This is a genomic window from Chitinophaga silvatica (genome assembly GCF_003419895.1).
Classification (GTDB): Bacteria; Bacteroidota; Bacteroidia; order Chitinophagales; family Chitinophagaceae; genus Chitinophaga; species Chitinophaga silvatica.
Genome location: NZ_QPMM01000012.1, coordinates 260,898 through 277,769, shown reverse-complemented (window position 1 = coordinate 277,769; position 16,872 = coordinate 260,898). Strand labels below are relative to the sequence as shown.

The window sequence follows — 16,872 nt, the reverse complement described above, 5'->3', positions numbered from 1 at the left end:
AACATAAGGATTAGTAATTTAGATTACTAATCCTTATTCTATATTAACAATCTTATGTTTCTTCAAAAAACTTACCTCCTTTGCGTGAAACTTTTTATACTTTTCCACCTCAAAAAAATCGGACAATGAAATTTAGCATCCATTCACGTCAGGAGAACGGCTTTGATATTATTGAGCTCCTCGATATGGAAAACGGTACACAGGTTGAAGTAATCCCTGCTTTTGGGGCATTGCTACATGCTTTTAAAATCAGACAGGGAGCAGAAACTCTAAACCTTATCGACAGTTATAAAGATCTTCAGGATTTAAAAGACAATTTAAAAAGCAGCTTTAAAAGCGTAAAGCTAAGTCCATATGCCTGCCGTATGAAGGATGCTACATACACCTGGGAGGGTAAATCTTATCAAATCCAGAAAAACCTGAATCCGGGTAAGGCAATCCACGGACTATTATATGATCTTCCTTTTACTATTTCTCATCAGGAAGCCAGCAACGAACATGCTACAGTGTCTTTAGTGTACAAATATGATCCTGCTACCGATTCGGGGTATCCATTTGCCTTTGAATGTCTGGCAGCTTTTACGTTATATCCCAACAACGAATTAAAAGTAAGTACTGTTATTGTTAATAAAAGCAACTCTGCTATACCAGTAGTAGATGGGTGGCACCCATATTTTACCACAGGTACACCTGTTGATGAATGGGTATTAACATTTGCCTCAAAGGAAATAGTGGAGTTTAATGAGGAGCTGTTGCCAACCGGCAAATTGCTTCCGTATACCGACTTTGTGAATGGCAAACAACTCAAGGGTATTGAGCTTGATAACTCATTTATCCTTGATCAATCGAAAAGCCAGCCGCTGGCCAATATCTACGATCCGAAGAAAAATATCAACATAAGTTTCTATCCGGGTAATCATTATCCTATTCTACAAATCTATATACCACCACATCGTATGAGCATGGCCGTAGAAAACCTGAGTGGCGCTCCTGATGCCTTTAATAATGGGATCGGACTGGTAAAGTTGGCGGTCAATGAAAGCCGGGTTTTTGATACCTTGATAAAAATCACAGCTGGCATGGCATAGTCTTTGGCTTTTCCTCCCTTAATTGTTTCACCCATAAAACCTTAAATTATGGATACCTTATCAATTAAAGGAAAATGGAATGAGTTAAAAGGTGCTCTCAAAAAGAAATATGCCGACCTTACAGATGATGACCTTTTGTTTGAAGAAGGGCAGGAAGATAAGCTGATAGGTAAACTACAGCAGAAATTGGGTAAAACCAGAGATGAAATTATCAGCCTGTTAAAATCTGCTTAGTCGCGTCTAACCTGAAATTTTATATATCAAAATCCTCTTGTTAAAAACAAGGGGATTTTTTTGTTTTTTCACAACAGTCCAAATGCTTTACTTTGTGCTTAATCAGTATATAAACAATGTTTGTACTGATATGTTGTAACTTATAGATTGGTTTAGCAGTTAAACTTACTCATCTTTATGAAGGCTTTTATTCGATCCATTTTTCTGGTTGGTATATTCTGTATGACATTTGCTAAGCTGGCTGTTGCCCAGGTTACTTTAACCGGTGTAATTTCAGACAGCAATAAACTTGTATTACCCTATGCCAGTATCATTAATCTAAATTCAGGAAAACGCGCATCTTCAGATCAGGGCGGTTTTTATAAGATTTTGGGAGATAGAAATGATCGGATTGTAATTACATTCGTTGGATATTTACCAGATACCGTTATCATTAACCAGGCTTCAGGCACTCAAACTACCAATGTGATAATGAAACCTGAAGGTAGATTTCTAAAACAGGTAGAGGTTACTTCTCAGCTTACTCCATATCAGCAAGACTCATTAGCCCGTCGTGAGTGGTATGGATATTTGCTCGATTTGCCTAATAAACCCTTAGCAGGTGGTAATACACCTCAAGGCGCAGGTATCGTGTTTAGTCCAATTACCCGATTCTCTAAAGGCGAACGCCAAAAAAGACAATTCAAGGAAAATTATGAGAAGATGGAAAAAGAGAAGTTTATTGACTCTCGTTTTACTCCATTGTTAGTAAGCCGGGTAACAGGTTTGAATGGCGATTCATTACAATTGTTTATGAGAGACAATTATCCTGATTATAATACTATGCGGGCACTCCAAAATAATGAATTGTTATATTGGATTACAGATAAGTATAAAGCCTGGTTGAAGAAATAGGTTTCTTATGGTTCATGAAATTCCATTTGCTGTAAGCTGGGCTGGGCAAGCCTAATGCTATTAAGTTAAGGAAGTTGAAGATATTTTATATTGTGGACAAACATCCTTTACCGTAGACTGGGCGGGGGCAAGCCCCGCCCCTACAGGATTTCACCGAATGTTGATTTCTATATTGTAGATTCAATTCTTAATAGAATTGAAATTAAATGATTGACTTTAACATGAAATTTGCCTGCCAGAAGGAAATATAATATTGATGAAACCCTGTAGGGGCGGGGCTTGCCCCCGCCCTGCCTACAGCCACAAAAAATAAATCCAACAATTAGAGATCTTTAAATCATGAAATCTTCATTCCAAATAAAAAGGGCTGATCAAACGATCAGCCCTTTTACACTTAATATATGTCTTGCTTAGAGTTGCCTTTATTCACTTACCTGCATCACTAACTCGTCTTAATTGTAAACTTTAATCATATAAACAAACTCTTCCAGCTTCTTTATCTGATCTACCCGGTTTAAACCTTCAAGATGGTTTTTGTGAGACAAATCTTTACGTACTTGTTTATCTTTTGGCATTTCGTCCAGTAAATGCTTTAAATGGGCTGATTTAACAGCGAAAGCAATACCATCGGAAGTAGTTTGTTTGCCGGTTACGATACCTACAACTTCTCCCTTACTATCTAACAATGGAGCACCGCTATTTCCGGGATTTACAGGGATAGATACCTGGTAAGCCGTGGTATCGCCATTAAAGCCGGTTTTTGCGCTTATATATCCTTTGCCATAAACTACTTCATCACGAGGAAAGCCCAGGGTGAATACTTCTTCACCTAACTTCAGGTTCTGTGATTTGAGAGAATAGGGCAGGGGTTGGCCTTTAAAAGAAGAGTCAGCTATTTTTAAGATAGCCAGATCACTGGAAATATCTTCAAAAACACTAACAGCTTTGTATGCTTCACCTTTATTATTTAGTACATATACTGAATCGGCCCCTGCAACTACATGACAATTAGTAACAATATAACCGTTACCGCTTACAGCGAAGCCAGTACCACCATAGGTACCCGGATTGGCAGGTGCACGTCTTTTATTGTTAAAATCATTGATCAGTACATTTTGGGAACGTTGTATGTTATTCAGTACGCGTCTTACATCTTCGTATTGAGCAGTAGATTTCTTTTTAGCTTCGTGCTGCATAACAGCGATGGTAGACAATGAAGTTACCAGGGCTATGCAGGCAGCTGCGGCCAGGTTGGTAATGGTACGACGTCTGATAGTCAAACGTTTTGCCAGTTGATTTTCGGCCTGAGCCTGATTACGGAGTTGTGGAATATCCAGATTATTATGAATTGCATCCATTTTGGCCTGCAGATTCTTCCTATTTCCAAATTGTTCAAGCTGTTGTAACAGCAGTTGATGTTCTGCAACCTGCTGATCTATAATTGGGTTGGTACGACGCAGTTCATCGAAAGCAATCCGTTCCGCCTCGCTCATTTCCCCCTCCAGGTAACGCTCAATTTCATGCAATAAGATCATATCATCTTTCATGGCTGCTGCTGCTTATAATGTTTTGTATTTATCAAAAAAAAGCTTCTTCAGGCGCATCAGACATTTATATTTTTGATTCTTGGCATTTTCGGCGTTGGTATATCCAAACTTCTCCGCTATTTCCTGCATGGATTTCTTATGCAGGTAATAATCTTCCAGAATCGTCTGACAAGGTTGCCCCATATTTTGAAGGGCACTTTCCATTATTCGGAATTCCTGGTCTTTGGCTTGATGAGCTTCTACTTCCTCTGTTGCCGGAATAATCTCCTCCAGGTCCTGAGACAAACTATACATATTATAGTTGCGCTGCGCTTTTTTCAACCACAGATGGCGGCAAACAGAATAAAGAAATGTTTTTAACCGGCTGCTTAATGAAAAGTCATCATTTTGTACCTTTTCGTACAATATGATAATTGCTTCCTGGAAAATATCTTTGGCGTCATCTTCGGAGCCATTATGCTGGAGAATCATTCTTAATACAACCGGAAAATTTTCGGAGTAAATGATTTCCAACGACTTATCCTCTCCTTTTGCCAATCCAAGCAGTAATTCCCTGTCTTTTGTTATGTCTTGATGCTGCTTCACTATTAATACGGTTATTAGGCATTTGGTAACCCAAAGTACCGAAAAAAAATTTTTTAAAAGTATGGGTTACCTTTTAAGTGTTTCAGGTATAAAGGTTAAATCATTCAAAAAACAACTAAATAATTGTATCATGAAGAACGTAATTAAAATTGGTTTCTTTGCTCTTTCTTTCGGTCTTTTCGCAGTAGCTTGCGGTGGTGGTAAATCTGAAGGTGGTGATTCAACTGCAGTTTCATCTACTCCAATCGATAGCGCTACCCAACAAGTTGCTCCTCCAGCTGATTCTTTAGCTAAAGTTGATACTACTGCTAAACCAGCTGATACTACTGCTGCTCACCACTAATCTTTCGATTAGAAAAATTATAGAAAGCCGTCTCTTTTACTAGAGCCGGCTTTTTTTATCCCCAAAAACTATCTGTTTATAGTTTTATTGAATAATTTTCAATAAAATACCCTTCTGATTTAAAATTATGTATTTTTTTATTGACCCCCTTGCATAATTAAAATCGTGCCGTACTTTTGTTCTATATCAAACAAGCATATGATTACGCAAACGACTTTTGGTTTTTTTGGCTTTTATTATTTCTGGTACCAGAAATAGGAAGGTCGTTTGTATAAAATAAAAGAAACTACAAAAAGGCCTTCCGAAATCGGAAGGCCTTTTTTAATGATCTAAATTATCAGGTATGTTAATGGCAAATTATTCTAATTACTTTTTTTATTACTTCTCTTACTTCTTTTATGCGAAGAAGCAGGGGACTCGTTTGCAATAATATACTTACATATAAAGTAAAAGCAAAAGGGTCCCAGATCGGGGCCCTTTTTGTTTCTATAAGCTAGTTGCTACAGCAACTATAAATAAATAAAATTAATTACATTACTCATGAAAATTGCCATACAAGGGTTTGAAGGATGTTTTCACCAGGTTGCTGCTCAGGGCTTTTTCGGTAAAAATACCGACATAGAATGCTGCGCCTCCTTCGCCGAACTGGTTAGAAAAGTAAAACAACAACCCGATGTGGATGCAGGTATCATGGCTATCGAAAACTCTATCGCCGGCAGCATCTTACCTAACTACAGCCTGATCAAAAATTCAGGACTCCATATCACCGGCGAAATTTACCTCCAGATCAACCAGCATCTGATGGTATTACCCGGCCAATCTCTGGAAGATATCAGAGAGGTTCATTCTCATCCAATGGCTTTACTCCAATGTATGGACTTCCTCGAGAAACATCCGCATATCAAACTCGTGGAAACTGAAGATACCGCTCTGAGCGCTAAACACGTCAGACAAAAGAAACTCAAAAGTACTGCCGCTATCGCTGGTAAACTGGCCGCCGAAATTTTTGAACTCGATATCATCGCTCCTAATATCCATACCAACAAAAATAATTACACCAGATTCCTCGCCATTTCCCGTACCCCTGCCGCTACTCCGGAAGATGCCAACAAAGCCTCCGTTTATTTCCAAACAACACACGACAGAGGTAGCCTCGCTAAAGTACTGACTGAAATTGCCGCTTCCGGTATCAATCTATCTAAAATTCAATCCTTTCCTATTCCGGCTAAAGAATGGAATTATTACTTCCATGCCGACATGGAATTCGATAATACTGCTGCTTTTAAGAAAGCACTTGAGAAAATTACTCCTTTAACTGATCATCTGAAAGTTTTAGGAATCTATAAAAAAGGTAAAACTCACTAATCATAATTTGTATGCAGATACAGGTTGCTAAAAGGTTACAAGGAACAGAAGAATATTACTTCAGTAAAAAACTCAGAGAAATTGAGGAAATGAATAAGAATGGTACCAAGGTAATAAACCTGGGTATCGGAAGCCCCGACCTTCCTCCTCACCCCTCTGTTGTTGAGGCTTTGCACGAAAATGCAGCATTGCCTAATACACACGCTTACCAGGGCTATAAAGGTATCCCTGCTCTCAGAAAAGCAATGGCCGACTGGTATCAGCGCTACTATCAGGTGACGCTCAACCCCGATACTGAAGTGCTGCCTCTCATCGGATCTAAAGAAGGTATCATGCACATCTGCATGACCTACCTGCAGGAAGGTGATGAAGCACTGATCCCTAATCCGGGTTATCCTACCTATCGCTCTGCTGTTAGCCTCAGCGGTGCTACCGTGGTAGATTACGACCTGACTGCAGAAAATGATTGGTTACCTAACCTCGATGAACTGGCTCAGAAAGATTTGTCAAAGGTGAAACTGATGTGGGTCAACTATCCGCATATGCCTACCGGTGCAAAAGTGAATAAGGAATTCGCAAAGAAATTGATTGCATTCGCAAAGCAACATCAGATCCTGATTTGCCATGATAATCCTTATAGCTTTATCCTGAACGATCAGCCCGAAAGTCTGTTACAGGTGGAAGGAGCTAAAGACGTTGTACTTGAACTCAATTCCCTGAGCAAATCATCCAATATGGCCGGCTGGCGTATCGGAATGCTGGTTGGCGATGCTGACCGTATCAATGAAGTATTACGCTTCAAAAGCAATATGGATTCAGGTATGTTTCAGCCCATGCAGATGGCCGCTGTTAAAGCACTTGAGCTGGGTAAGGAATGGTATGATGAATTAAATGCTGTTTATAGGGCAAGACGTTCTAAAGTGTTCGAATTACTGGACCTGTTAGAATGCCAGTACAGCACCGATCAGGTTGGAATGTTCGTGTGGGCTAAAATACCAGCCAATATAGAAAACGGATACCTGCTGGCTGATGAAGTGCTACAAAAAGCCCGTGTATTCATTACTCCGGGTGGTATCTTCGGTAGTAACGGTAACGGATATATCAGAATAAGTTTGTGTCAGGATGCTGCTGTTTTTGCAGAAGCTATTCAACGCATTAAAACCAGTGTAAAATGATTGCTACTATAATCGGAACAGGTTTAATTGGTGGGTCTCTCGCTATTACCCTCAAAGAAAAGAGTGTAGCAGAGAAGATCTTAGGGGTTGATCTGGATGCTGCACACCTGCAACGGGCGCTCGACCTGCATATTATCGACGAAGCTGTTTCGCTCGATCAGGCAATGGAACGCTCCGACTTAATCATCATCGCAATCCCTGTAGATGCCCTGTTGAAAACTTTACCTGCTATTATGGATAAAGTGAAACCAGGACAGGTTATTATGGATGTAGGCTCAACTAAAGAAAAAATATTACAACTCGTTGCCGGTCATCCAAACAGAGGTCGATTTGTGGCGGCTCACCCGATGGCCGGCACCGAGTATTCCGGCCCTGATGCTGCTGTAAGAAATTTATTCACTAACAAAACAATGGTGCTTTGTGATGTGAAAAACAGTGATGAAGATGCGCTGGAAATGGTAGAGAATATGGTAGATAGCCTGCAGATGAAAACCGTTTACATGAACGGCCAGGAACATGATCTGCATACTGCCTATGTATCACATATCTCTCATATCACCTCTTTTGCACTGGCTTTAACCGTGTTAAAGAAAGAGAAGGAATCCGGCAGGATCTTCGAACTGGCAAGCGGTGGTTTCGAATCAACCGTGCGACTGGCCAAAAGCTCCCCTGATATGTGGGTGCCGATCTTTAAACACAATCGGAATAATGTGCTGGATGTTTTAGAAGAACATATCAGTCAGCTTCAACAAATGAAAACGCTTTTGGAAGAAGAAGATTACGATACCTTCTACAAGCTGATTCAGAAATCAAATAAAATCAGAAAGATTCTTAAATAACTCAAATTCTAATAATCTCCTTAACTTCAATACTATGGTACAGACAATGGAACAAATTTTATCCAAAACCAAATTCTCCGATCCGTCTTCTGATAAAAAGCCGTTGATCATCTCAGGTCCTTGCAGCGCTGAAACTGAAGAACAAGTGTTGGCAACTGCCCTTGCATTACAAAAAACCGGTAAAGTAGATGTTTTACGCGCTGGTATCTGGAAACCTCGTACCCGCCCGGGTTCTTTCGAAGGTATCGGTACTAAGGGTTTAGCGTGGTTACAAAAAGCCCGTGAGCTCACCGGTTTACCGCTGGCAGTAGAAGTGGCAACTGCAAAACAAGTGGAAGATGCTTTACACTTCGGTGTAGATATCCTCTGGGTTGGTGCCCGTACTACTGTAAACCCTTTCTCTGTTCAGGAAGTTGCTGATGCACTGAAAGGTGTGGATACTACTATTTTAATTAAGAATCCTATCAATCCTGATCTGGAACTCTGGATTGGTGCGGTTGAAAGAATTCAAAAAGCTGGTATCTCTAAAGTAGGTCTTATTCACCGTGGTTTCTCCAGCTATGGCAATACTCAATACCGTAATGCTCCAATGTGGCACCTGGCTATTGAACTGAAACGCCGTATGCCTGAATTGCCTATGATCTGCGATCCTAGCCATATCTCCGGCCGCCGCGATATTCTGCAGGAAGTTTCTCAGGAAGCGATCGACCTGGATTACGATGGTCTGATGCTCGAAACACACGTAGATCCGGACAACGCATGGAGCGATGCCAAACAACAAATCACTCCTGAAAAATTAGCAGGATTGTTAGATGGTATCGTATGGAGAAGAGAACATAGTGATAAAAATGATTTCAACACTGCACTGGAAAAACTGCGTTCGCAAATCAACCAGGTAGATGATGAAATTATGCTGTTGCTTGGTAATCGTATGAAGATTGCTGAAAAGATTGGTATGTACAAGAAAGAAAACAACATCACTATCTTGCAAACTAACCGTTGGAACGAAATCCTGGAACGCAACATCGCTAAAGGTGAAAAACTGGGTCTGACCAAAGAATTTATCCTGAAATATTTCGATGCTGTGCATCTGGAATCTATCAACCGTCAGAACAAAGTGATGAACGAAGATAATAAGTAGTTTTTATCTGCTTTTACCAGCAGCAACAGGTTGCTGTACCGCCGGCTGCTGGTAATTTTTCTCAATTTTTTCCGAATAGCTTAAAGCATCATGGTCAAACAAATACATCAATTTCAACAACAGGAAACTACCTATTTTTTAGGCGAACAATTATCAAACTTAGGCAATCATGTAGAACGTACCAGAACGGTAATTGTGATTGATGAAAACGTAGAACGACATCATGGACATCTGCTTCACGATTGGAAAAAGATAGTTGTAAAAGCCGGTGAAGATGAAAAGAATTTCGCTACTGTTGAAAAGATTATTGATGGCCTGATCGCTTTTGAAGCAGATCGTAAAACAACACTGGTTGGTATCGGAGGCGGTATGCTTACAGATGTTGCCGGCTTTGCTGCCAGCATCTATATGAGAGGTATTCCCTTTGGCTTTGTTCCTACTACTTTGCTGGCTCAGGTAGATGCTTCCATCGGTGGAAAGAATGGCGTAAGTCATGGTGCGCAGAAAAACCTCCTGGGAATAATTCGCCAACCTTCCTTCCTTCTTTTCGATTATACTTTACCGTTATCCATGCCTGCAGAAGAATGGCATAACGGGTTTGCTGAGATTATTAAATATGCCTGCATTATGGATGCTGCATTATTTGATTATCTGGAAGCCAATATCGAAAAAGCATTATCCCGTGATGTAAGCGTATTGCAATACCTGGTAGAGAAATCTGTTGCTGCAAAAACAAAAGTAGTGTTGGAAGATGAACTGGAAACAGGTCCTCGCCGCTGGCTGAACTTTGGCCATACACTTGGCCATGCAGTCGAAAAACTGGAACATATTGCACACGGTAAGGCTGTTGCTATTGGAATGGTTGCCGCTACCAGATTCTCGGAAAAATTGCTCAACTTACCTAATGCATCTACCATACGCCTGATCAAACTGATCAGCGATTATCAACTTCCTGTTGCATTTACTTCCGATAAAACGGCTGTTTTCAATATCTTCAAATTAGATAAGAAAAGAGAAAAAGATGTAATCCATTTTGTGCTGTTGGAAGAAATAGGCAAAGCTACTACTATGCCTATTCCTATTACTGAGTTAAAACAGATGCTACAGGAACTATAAACATTTACTCATCAACTTAAAGGCAGACGAAATTTACATATGCAAGTTACTGTATCACCAGCCGTTATTACCGGCACTGTTACGGCCAATCCTTCTAAAAGTGCGATGCAACGCGCTGTTGCTGCGGCTTTGCTGTCTCATGGCACTACTATTATCCGTAATCCGGGCCTGAGCAACGACTGCCTGGCAGCTTTGGAAGTAGCAGAAAATCTGGGCGCTAAAATCAAACGTGAATTCGATCATTTCGAAATCACCAGCAATGGCGTGAAGCCTTTTTATGATGAAATTAACTGCGGCGAATCTGGCCTGGGGATCAGAATGTTTACTCCTATCGCTGCATTGTCTGAACTCCCTATCACTATTGAGGGTCATGGTAGTCTCACTACCCGCCCTATGAACTTCTTTGAAGAAGTACTTCCTCTGCTGGATGTAAAATGTACTACCAATGAAGGTAAGCTTCCTCTACACATTCAGGGCCCTTTAAAGCCTAAAAATATTACCATCGATGGCTCTTTAAGCTCCCAATTTCTTACCGGATTGCTGATGGCCTATGGTGCTGCTGCTGAAGATGTAACGATTACCGTGCAGGATCTGAAAAGCAAACCTTACATTGCTTTAACCCTCCAACTTATGTCGCACTTTGGTGTACAGGTTGAAGAAAAGAACTTTGAAACTTTTTATTTCGGAAAGAAACAGGCCTATAAAGCTGGCGAATATACGGTGGAAGGCGATTGGAGCGGTGCGGCGTTTCTGCTGGTTGCTGCTGCTGTTGCTGGTAAAGCCGAAGTACAACACCTGAATACTGCTTCTGCCCAATCAGATAAAGCAATACTGGAGGCTCTAAAGAAAGCTGGTGCCGGAATGCTGGAAGGGGTATTTACTGTAAATATAGAGAAAGCTCCACTTACCAGCTTTGAATTTGATGCTACCGATTGTCCGGATCTCTTCCCTCCACTCGTAGCATTAGCTGCTAACTGTAAAGGTATTACCCGCATTACGGGAGTAAGCAGGCTCGCCCATAAAGAAAGCGACAGAGGAATAACCTTACAGGAAGAATTTGGTAAAATGGGCATTAAAATCGAACTACAGGGCGATCTGATGTTGGTGCATGGCGGAACTGGTATTAAGGGTGCCAATGTACATTCCCATAACGATCACCGTATTGCAATGGCCTGTGCAGTTGCTGCTTTAACAGCTGATGGACCAGTAGTTATTGAAAATGCTGAAGCTATAAATAAATCCTATCCCGAATTTTTTGATCACCTGGAGTTGTTAGGTGGTAAGATAGCGGTGAATGTTTAATATTTTTCACTTTAAATCATTTTGTGCGTGAACAGTTTTGGTAGACTATTCAGGGTTACAGTTTTTGGAGAATCACATGGCGCCAGTGTTGGTGTAAATATAGATGGTATACCTGCCGGTATTCCGTTAAAACAGGAGGATTTCCTGGAAGACCTCGAACGCCGCAAAGGTGGTTCCAGAGGTACCACACCTCGTAAAGAAGAAGATTTGCCTTTCCTTAAATCAGGCGTTTTCAACGATCATACTACCGGAGCTCCCGTTACTATTCTCTTCGAGAATAACAATACCAGAAGCACCGATTATGAAAAACTGAGAGAATTTCCCCGCCCGGGACATGCCGATTTCGTTGCTACCGAAAAATTCGGTGGATTCGAAGATTACCGCGGTGGTGGACATTTCAGTGGCCGCCTTACCCTCAACCTGGTGGCTGCAGGTGTTATTGCTAAAAAGATCCTTGGTGAATCTGTAAAGGTATCAGCCTTTATTAAGGAAGTAGGAGGGAATCCTGACCCGGAAGCCGGACTGGAAGCGGCTATTGCAGCAAAAGATTCGGTAGGTGGACTGGTAGAATGTACGGTTGATGGATTGCCAATTGGTTTGGGAGAACCTTTCTTCGATTCACTTGAGTCTAATCTGGCTCATGCTGTATTTTCCATTCCTGCTGTTAAAGGAATTGAATTCGGAACCGGCTTTGCCGCTGCTAAAATGAAAGGTCTGGAACATAACGACCCAATCCTCGATAAAACTGGTAAAACAGCCACTAATCATGCTGGTGGGGTTGTAGGTGGTATAACCAATGGAAACCAGTTGGTATTCCGTATTGCGGTGAAGCCTACTTCCAGTACTCCTAAAGAGCAACAAACACTCAATATAAAGAGCGGTGAAGTGGAAACCTTCAGCGTGAAGGGCCGTCACGATCTATGTATTGCATTACGTGTACCCGTTGTTTTGGAAGCAGTAACCGCAATGGTGCTGGCCGATTTCATGCTCCTGGAACAACGCCGTCCAAGAGTTTTTAAATAGCTCGCAAGCGAGCGTTTTCTCGCAGAGAAGCATAAGAAGCAAAGAGGCATAAGGATCGAAGCGAATATTATTAAGAACTACTGACTGGTTTCTATTATAATTGAAACCTAACGGAAGTCCTTAAAAACATTCGCTTCGATCCTTATGCCTCTTTGCTTCTTATGCTTCTCTGCGAGAAAAAACGAGCTTGCGAGCTATTATTCTATTGCAAGTAATGTTACATCGAAGATCAAAGTGCTGCCCGGACCAATTTTTGGACCTGCACCACGATCGCCATATGCAAGTTCTGATGGAATGAATAAACGCCATTTCGAACCAACAGGCATTAATTGCAATGCTTCTGTCCAGCCTTTAATTACACCGCTAACCGGGAAAGAGATAGGTTGGCCTCTCTCTACAGAACTATCGAATACAGTACCATCAATTAAAGTACCATGATAGTGGGTTCTTACTTTATCATCGATAGTAGGTTTTGGACCAGTACCTTCATCTAAAATCAGGTATTGTAAACCATCAGGTAAGGTTACAACACCGGGTTTAGTTGCATTTTCAGCAAGAAATTTCATCCCTGCTTCCTTGTTTTTTGAAGATTTTTCTGCTTTTAATTGTTGCAGATAACTACTAATACTCATATCACATAAATCTTTTGACATTACTAATGGCTGATTCTTTAACGCATCCTGAATAGCTTTAGCCAACACTGTTGTGTTTACATTCTGAAGGTTCTGCGCTTTCAGGTTCTCAGCTATATTTACACCTAAACCATAACTTACTGAGTCGACCTGATTTTTTAATACCGATGTTGTTTTGACCGCTGGTTTAGCGACCGGTTTTTTAACAGCAGGTTTGGCTTGACTGAAACCTTGAATGGAGAAACATCCCAGCACACCAATTAGCAGGTATTTTTTATACATAATAGTTTGTTAAGGGCTTTTAAAGTTGAATGCAAGTTAATTAATATTAGTTTTCGAAATCCAGCTTCCCAAAATCTGAACTTTCATGCCCTCAAGATGTTTAGCAATGTATTAGGCCCATTAATCTATATGAATAAATGCTATCGGATTTTACTACTGTTATCAATCGGCTTGAGAGTAGCTGCACAGGATACTACAGATCTGTGGCTCAAAGCAAAAAGTAATCCCAATCTGGGTAGACATAAATTCCTGGAGTTAAAGCTTCATGCCGGGGTACATCTCTATGAAGGAGATGAACTGAAAAATGCACTCGATAATGGTTATAAGGCATTGGAAGTACGAATGGGCTGGATGTCGACCGGCCGGCAAACCTGGCAGCGGGTTTTCAATTACCCCAGCTATGGTATTGGGTTTTATACCGGTGATATAGGAAATCCCTCCGTTCTGGGTAAGCCGAATGGTTTATATGGCTTCTTCTTTGCCCCTGTGCATCGCAGACCCAAAAACCATTTCGAAATAGGAGTCTCATTGGGAATCACCTATGATCTGAAAACTTACAACGCTACTACTAATCCTACAAATGATGCAATAAGCTCCAAAACAGATGTCTACTTTAATCTGACATTTTCGGGTATTCGTCGTTTGTCGCCCTCTCTGGATCTGATTTACGGTCTGGATCTGACCCACTATTCCAATGGGCGTATGCATATGCCCAACCTGGGTCTCAACATGGCCGGACCACATATAGGTATACGTTATCATTATAACACCATCCGATCAATAGTCCGGCAACAGATCGACAGCACCTTTGAGGTGCCTCGCCGCCCTACTTATATTCCAATGCCAATTCCACCGGTGAAACATACACAGGAAATCAGTTTATATGGTGCCGTAGGAATGGTGCAATTGCCGAAAGATGAAGGAATCCAGGCTACTTATTTTACTTCATCCCTGGTGTTTGACTACTACTACCGCATCTCTCATAAGAGTAGTATTGGCGGAGGAGTAGATGGATTCTACGATGGGTCTTTAGGCTATGTTTACGAAAAGAAATACGGAACTGTAAAGATGAGCGATAAAATGTTGATGGGCTTGCATCTTGGATACATGCTGCATATCCAGAAGTTTGCAGTGATACTTGATCCGGGGTTGCATGTCATCAGAAAAGATAATGAAAAAAGCCTGTTCTTTGCCCGCGTAGCCGTCAGGTATAAGTTTGGCAGATATGGTTTTGTACAGATAGGGTTAAAAACTGTAGACGGCTTTGTAGCCGATTGGGTAGAATGGGGTGGAGGTGGAAGGTATATGTGGCAGAACAGAAAATAATTCCCTCCTGCCACATATGTAATTATCTTAATTTTTGCTGATGGGCAGTATTACACTTGATGGGTATGAAGCATCATGATAAATACGGATATTAGCTTTAATAAAGTCTTTATCTGTGGCCTTGTAGATATCCAGGAACTGCTGCGGGTTTCTGTCTACCAGTGGAAACCAGCTGCTTTGTACCTGAATCATAATGCGGTGGCCTTTCTTAAAGGTATGCGCCACATCAGGCATAGTAAATTTCACTTCTGAAGGTTGGTCAGGAATAAAAGCTTCAGGCTTTTCAAAGCTATTGCGGAATTTACCTCTCATTACTTCTCCACGTACCAGCATTTGATAACCACCCATTGGGTAAGTTGCAGAAGGTACTCTTCTATGTTCACTCGGTGCATCTTCCTCATATTTGAAATCATTCGGGAATACATCTATTACTTTCACGATGAAATCGGCATCTGTTGTGCTGGTACTAGCGATCAGATCAGCTACAATCGGGCCGGCCAGGGTAACATCATTATCCAGTACTTCACTTTCAAATACAGCTACATCAGGTCTGCGTGCCGCAAAGCGCTGGTCGTCTGTCATGTAATTGATTGTTCTGCTAAAATGTACATCACTGGTGTAAGGAACAGGTTTGGCCGGGTCACTTACATATTCAGCAAAACTATTGCTGGTAGTAGGCTTATTGAAAGATAGCTTGCTGTTTTCCTGTAAATAAATTGGAGTAGGTTCCATATTTGCAGGAGGCCATTTTGGTAATTCTTTCCATTGATTTTCTCCTGTAAAGAAGATGGTAGCTTCAGCAATTGCAGGAGGAGTGCCTTTCCCTTTTAAATAATAATTGAAGAAAGGAATCTCAATATTGTTTGCATAGTAAGTAGAAGTATTGCTGCCGAATTTTACATTACCCAGGTGAGTACCATCATTGGAGGCCCATTGACCATGGTACCAGGGGCCCATTACGATTCTATTGTTGGTAGCCGGACTTTTAGTTTCGATTGCCTGATAGGTATTCCAGGCACCGAAGCAGTCTTCGGCATCAAACACACCACCGACAACAAGCACAGCTGGTTTAATGTTGGTGAGGAAGTTACGGATATTACGTGCCTGCCACCAGCTATCGTAGGTTGGGTGGTTATACATATCCTGCCAGAAGGTAACGCTGTCGCCAATAATCTTGGAGAAGTTAGGCAGCGCACCGGTTTCCAGGTAATATTTGTAATTATCGCGGGTATAATAGGAGATACCTTTAGGTCCAACAGTTGTTGGTTTCGGATGCGGATGATCGAATCCTGTATAGAAAGAAAAAGCATCCGAAATAAGGAAAGCCCCGTTATGGTGGAAGTCATCGCCCATAAACCAATCGGTAACCGGCGCCTGAGGGCTCACTGCTTTTAATGCAGGGTGGTTACTGAGGGCAGCCATGCTGCTGTAGAAGCCCGGATAAGAAATCCCGAAAACACCCACATTGCCATTATTGCCATCCAGGTTTTTAACCATCCAGTCGATAGTATCATAAGTATCGCTGGCTTCATCTATATCTTTTTTCCCTTTATTTGGGTTGAAAGGACGTACGTTTACAAACTTTCCTTCACTCATCCAGGTGCCTCTTACATCCTGGGTAACCATGATATAACCTTCTTTCAGGTAGTTCATATAATGATTACGATACCAGGCCTTATACACATTTTCGCCATACGGGGCACAGGAATAAGGAGTACGGGTCATCAGAATGGGATGTTTTTCTGATTTGTTTTTAGGGAGATAGATAGATGTAAATAATTTTACACCATCACGCATAGGGATATAAACTTCTTTTTTGGTGTAATTCTCGTACAACCAAAGAGAGTCTTGGTTTACAGCCTTTGTTACTACTGGTAAAGTCAGCAGAATAGAGCAGGCCAATAACAGCCATTTTCTCATAAACAAGTAATTTTAGATTTTGATGGTGGCTAATGTACTCAAAAAAAATACATTCCCCCT

At 41.2% G+C, this 16,872-nt stretch carries 16 protein-coding genes; 12 read left to right on the top strand and 4 right to left on the bottom strand.

The genetic code is table 11. The annotated features are described in order from the left end of the window. Positions 1–125 precede the first annotated feature (125 nt). From DVR12_RS22255 to DVR12_RS22245, 3 genes are all read left to right on the top strand, one after another. Positions 126–1,088 carry an aldose 1-epimerase gene (locus tag DVR12_RS22255; RefSeq protein ID WP_116978009.1) on the top strand — a complete coding sequence of 321 codons (963 nt, stop codon included), beginning with the start codon at positions 126–128 and terminating at the stop codon, positions 1,086–1,088. Positions 1,089–1,136: 48 nt separating this feature from the next. Continuing rightward, on the top strand, positions 1,137–1,322 hold the full coding sequence (locus DVR12_RS22250) for a CsbD family protein (RefSeq protein ID WP_116978008.1): 186 nt from the start codon (positions 1,137–1,139) through the stop codon (positions 1,320–1,322). Positions 1,323–1,499: 177 nt separating this feature from the next. Further along, positions 1,500–2,216, top strand: coding sequence for a carboxypeptidase-like regulatory domain-containing protein (locus DVR12_RS22245; RefSeq protein ID WP_116978007.1), 717 nt, complete (start codon positions 1,500–1,502; stop codon positions 2,214–2,216). Between the two features lie 452 nt (positions 2,217–2,668). Here the strand turns inward: DVR12_RS22245 and DVR12_RS22240 are convergent, their stop codons facing one another. Both DVR12_RS22240 and DVR12_RS22235 read right to left on the bottom strand, forming a co-directional pair. Further along, positions 2,669–3,763: a S1C family serine protease gene (locus DVR12_RS22240; protein ID WP_116978006.1), complete on the bottom strand. Its 1,095-nt coding sequence runs from the start codon at positions 3,761–3,763 to the stop codon at positions 2,669–2,671. A 12-nt stretch (positions 3,764–3,775) separates the two neighbouring features. After that, a complete protein-coding gene (locus DVR12_RS22235) occupies positions 3,776–4,348 on the bottom strand; it encodes an RNA polymerase sigma factor (protein ID WP_116978005.1) in 573 nt (190 codons plus the stop codon). A 130-nt stretch (positions 4,349–4,478) separates the two neighbouring features. Here DVR12_RS22235 and DVR12_RS22230 point away from each other — a divergent pair, with 130 nt between their 5' ends. The 8 genes from DVR12_RS22230 (at position 4,479) to DVR12_RS22195 (ending at position 12,652) form a co-directional block, all read left to right on the top strand. Next, positions 4,479–4,691 (top strand): hypothetical protein, encoded by a 213-nt coding sequence (locus DVR12_RS22230; protein WP_147323518.1) that lies wholly within the window; start codon positions 4,479–4,481, stop codon positions 4,689–4,691. 540 nt (positions 4,692–5,231) lie between these two features. After that, positions 5,232–6,056 (top strand): prephenate dehydratase, encoded by an 825-nt coding sequence (locus tag DVR12_RS22225; RefSeq protein ID WP_116978003.1) that lies wholly within the window; start codon positions 5,232–5,234, stop codon positions 6,054–6,056. 11 nt (positions 6,057–6,067) lie between these two features. Then, positions 6,068–7,231, top strand: coding sequence for a pyridoxal phosphate-dependent aminotransferase (locus tag DVR12_RS22220; protein ID WP_116978002.1), 1,164 nt, complete (start codon positions 6,068–6,070; stop codon positions 7,229–7,231). Continuing rightward, complete coding sequence (locus DVR12_RS22215; protein WP_116978001.1) at positions 7,228–8,070, top strand: prephenate dehydrogenase; 843 nt, start codon at positions 7,228–7,230, stop codon at positions 8,068–8,070. Before DVR12_RS22220 ends, DVR12_RS22215 begins: the two co-directional genes overlap by 4 nt. A 34-nt stretch (positions 8,071–8,104) precedes the next feature. Beyond that, complete coding sequence (locus tag DVR12_RS22210; RefSeq protein WP_233522442.1) at positions 8,105–9,211, top strand: chorismate mutase; 1,107 nt, start codon at positions 8,105–8,107, stop codon at positions 9,209–9,211. 90 nt (positions 9,212–9,301) lie between these two features. Then, on the top strand, positions 9,302–10,327 hold the full coding sequence (gene aroB / locus DVR12_RS22205; protein WP_116978000.1) for a 3-dehydroquinate synthase: 1,026 nt from the start codon (positions 9,302–9,304) through the stop codon (positions 10,325–10,327). A gap of 39 nt (positions 10,328–10,366) precedes the next feature. Then, complete coding sequence (gene aroA, locus DVR12_RS22200; protein ID WP_116977999.1) at positions 10,367–11,629, top strand: 3-phosphoshikimate 1-carboxyvinyltransferase; 1,263 nt, start codon at positions 10,367–10,369, stop codon at positions 11,627–11,629. Positions 11,630–11,656: 27 nt separating this feature from the next. Beyond that, positions 11,657–12,652: a chorismate synthase gene (locus tag DVR12_RS22195; protein ID WP_116977998.1), complete on the top strand. Its 996-nt coding sequence runs from the start codon at positions 11,657–11,659 to the stop codon at positions 12,650–12,652. A gap of 197 nt (positions 12,653–12,849) precedes the next feature. On the opposite strand, the gene DVR12_RS28035 is transcribed toward DVR12_RS22195, so the two are convergent. Beyond that, positions 12,850–13,566, bottom strand: a complete 717-nt coding sequence (locus DVR12_RS28035; RefSeq protein ID WP_116977997.1) for an FKBP-type peptidyl-prolyl cis-trans isomerase — start codon at positions 13,564–13,566, stop codon at positions 12,850–12,852. 129 nt (positions 13,567–13,695) lie between these two features. Here DVR12_RS28035 and DVR12_RS22185 point away from each other — a divergent pair, with 129 nt between their 5' ends. Continuing rightward, positions 13,696–14,892: an acyloxyacyl hydrolase gene (locus tag DVR12_RS22185; RefSeq protein ID WP_158563337.1), complete on the top strand. Its 1,197-nt coding sequence runs from the start codon at positions 13,696–13,698 to the stop codon at positions 14,890–14,892. 27 nt (positions 14,893–14,919) lie between these two features. Here DVR12_RS22185 and DVR12_RS22180 read toward each other — a convergent pair whose 3' ends face one another. Continuing rightward, positions 14,920–16,812, bottom strand: coding sequence for a CocE/NonD family hydrolase (locus tag DVR12_RS22180; protein ID WP_116977995.1), 1,893 nt, complete (start codon positions 16,810–16,812; stop codon positions 14,920–14,922). Positions 16,813–16,872: the final 60 nt, after the last annotated feature.

What these genes read in the sequence shown, in the direction of transcription:
- DVR12_RS22255 (WP_116978009.1), top strand. Translation starts at nt 126, where the DNA reads ATGAAATTTAGCATCCATTCACGTCAGGAGAACGGCTTTGATATTATT.
- DVR12_RS22250 (WP_116978008.1), top strand. Translation starts at nt 1,137, where the DNA reads ATGGATACCTTATCAATTAAAGGAAAATGGAATGAGTTAAAAGGTGCT.
- DVR12_RS22245 (WP_116978007.1), top strand. Translation starts at nt 1,500, where the DNA reads ATGAAGGCTTTTATTCGATCCATTTTTCTGGTTGGTATATTCTGTATG.
- DVR12_RS22240 (WP_116978006.1), bottom strand. Translation starts at nt 3,763, where the DNA reads ATGAAAGATGATATGATCTTATTGCATGAAATTGAGCGTTACCTGGAG.
- DVR12_RS22230 (WP_147323518.1), top strand. Translation starts at nt 4,479, where the DNA reads ATGAAGAACGTAATTAAAATTGGTTTCTTTGCTCTTTCTTTCGGTCTT.
- DVR12_RS22225 (WP_116978003.1), top strand. Translation starts at nt 5,232, where the DNA reads ATGAAAATTGCCATACAAGGGTTTGAAGGATGTTTTCACCAGGTTGCT.
- DVR12_RS22220 (WP_116978002.1), top strand. Translation starts at nt 6,068, where the DNA reads ATGCAGATACAGGTTGCTAAAAGGTTACAAGGAACAGAAGAATATTAC.
- DVR12_RS22215 (WP_116978001.1), top strand. Translation starts at nt 7,228, where the DNA reads ATGATTGCTACTATAATCGGAACAGGTTTAATTGGTGGGTCTCTCGCT.
- DVR12_RS22210 (WP_233522442.1), top strand. Translation starts at nt 8,105, where the DNA reads ATGGTACAGACAATGGAACAAATTTTATCCAAAACCAAATTCTCCGAT.
- aroB (WP_116978000.1), top strand. Translation starts at nt 9,302, where the DNA reads ATGGTCAAACAAATACATCAATTTCAACAACAGGAAACTACCTATTTT.
- aroA (WP_116977999.1), top strand. Translation starts at nt 10,367, where the DNA reads ATGCAAGTTACTGTATCACCAGCCGTTATTACCGGCACTGTTACGGCC.
- DVR12_RS28035 (WP_116977997.1), bottom strand. Translation starts at nt 13,566, where the DNA reads ATGTATAAAAAATACCTGCTAATTGGTGTGCTGGGATGTTTCTCCATT.
- DVR12_RS22185 (WP_158563337.1), top strand. Translation starts at nt 13,696, where the DNA reads ATGAATAAATGCTATCGGATTTTACTACTGTTATCAATCGGCTTGAGA.
- DVR12_RS22180 (WP_116977995.1), bottom strand. Translation starts at nt 16,812, where the DNA reads ATGAGAAAATGGCTGTTATTGGCCTGCTCTATTCTGCTGACTTTACCA.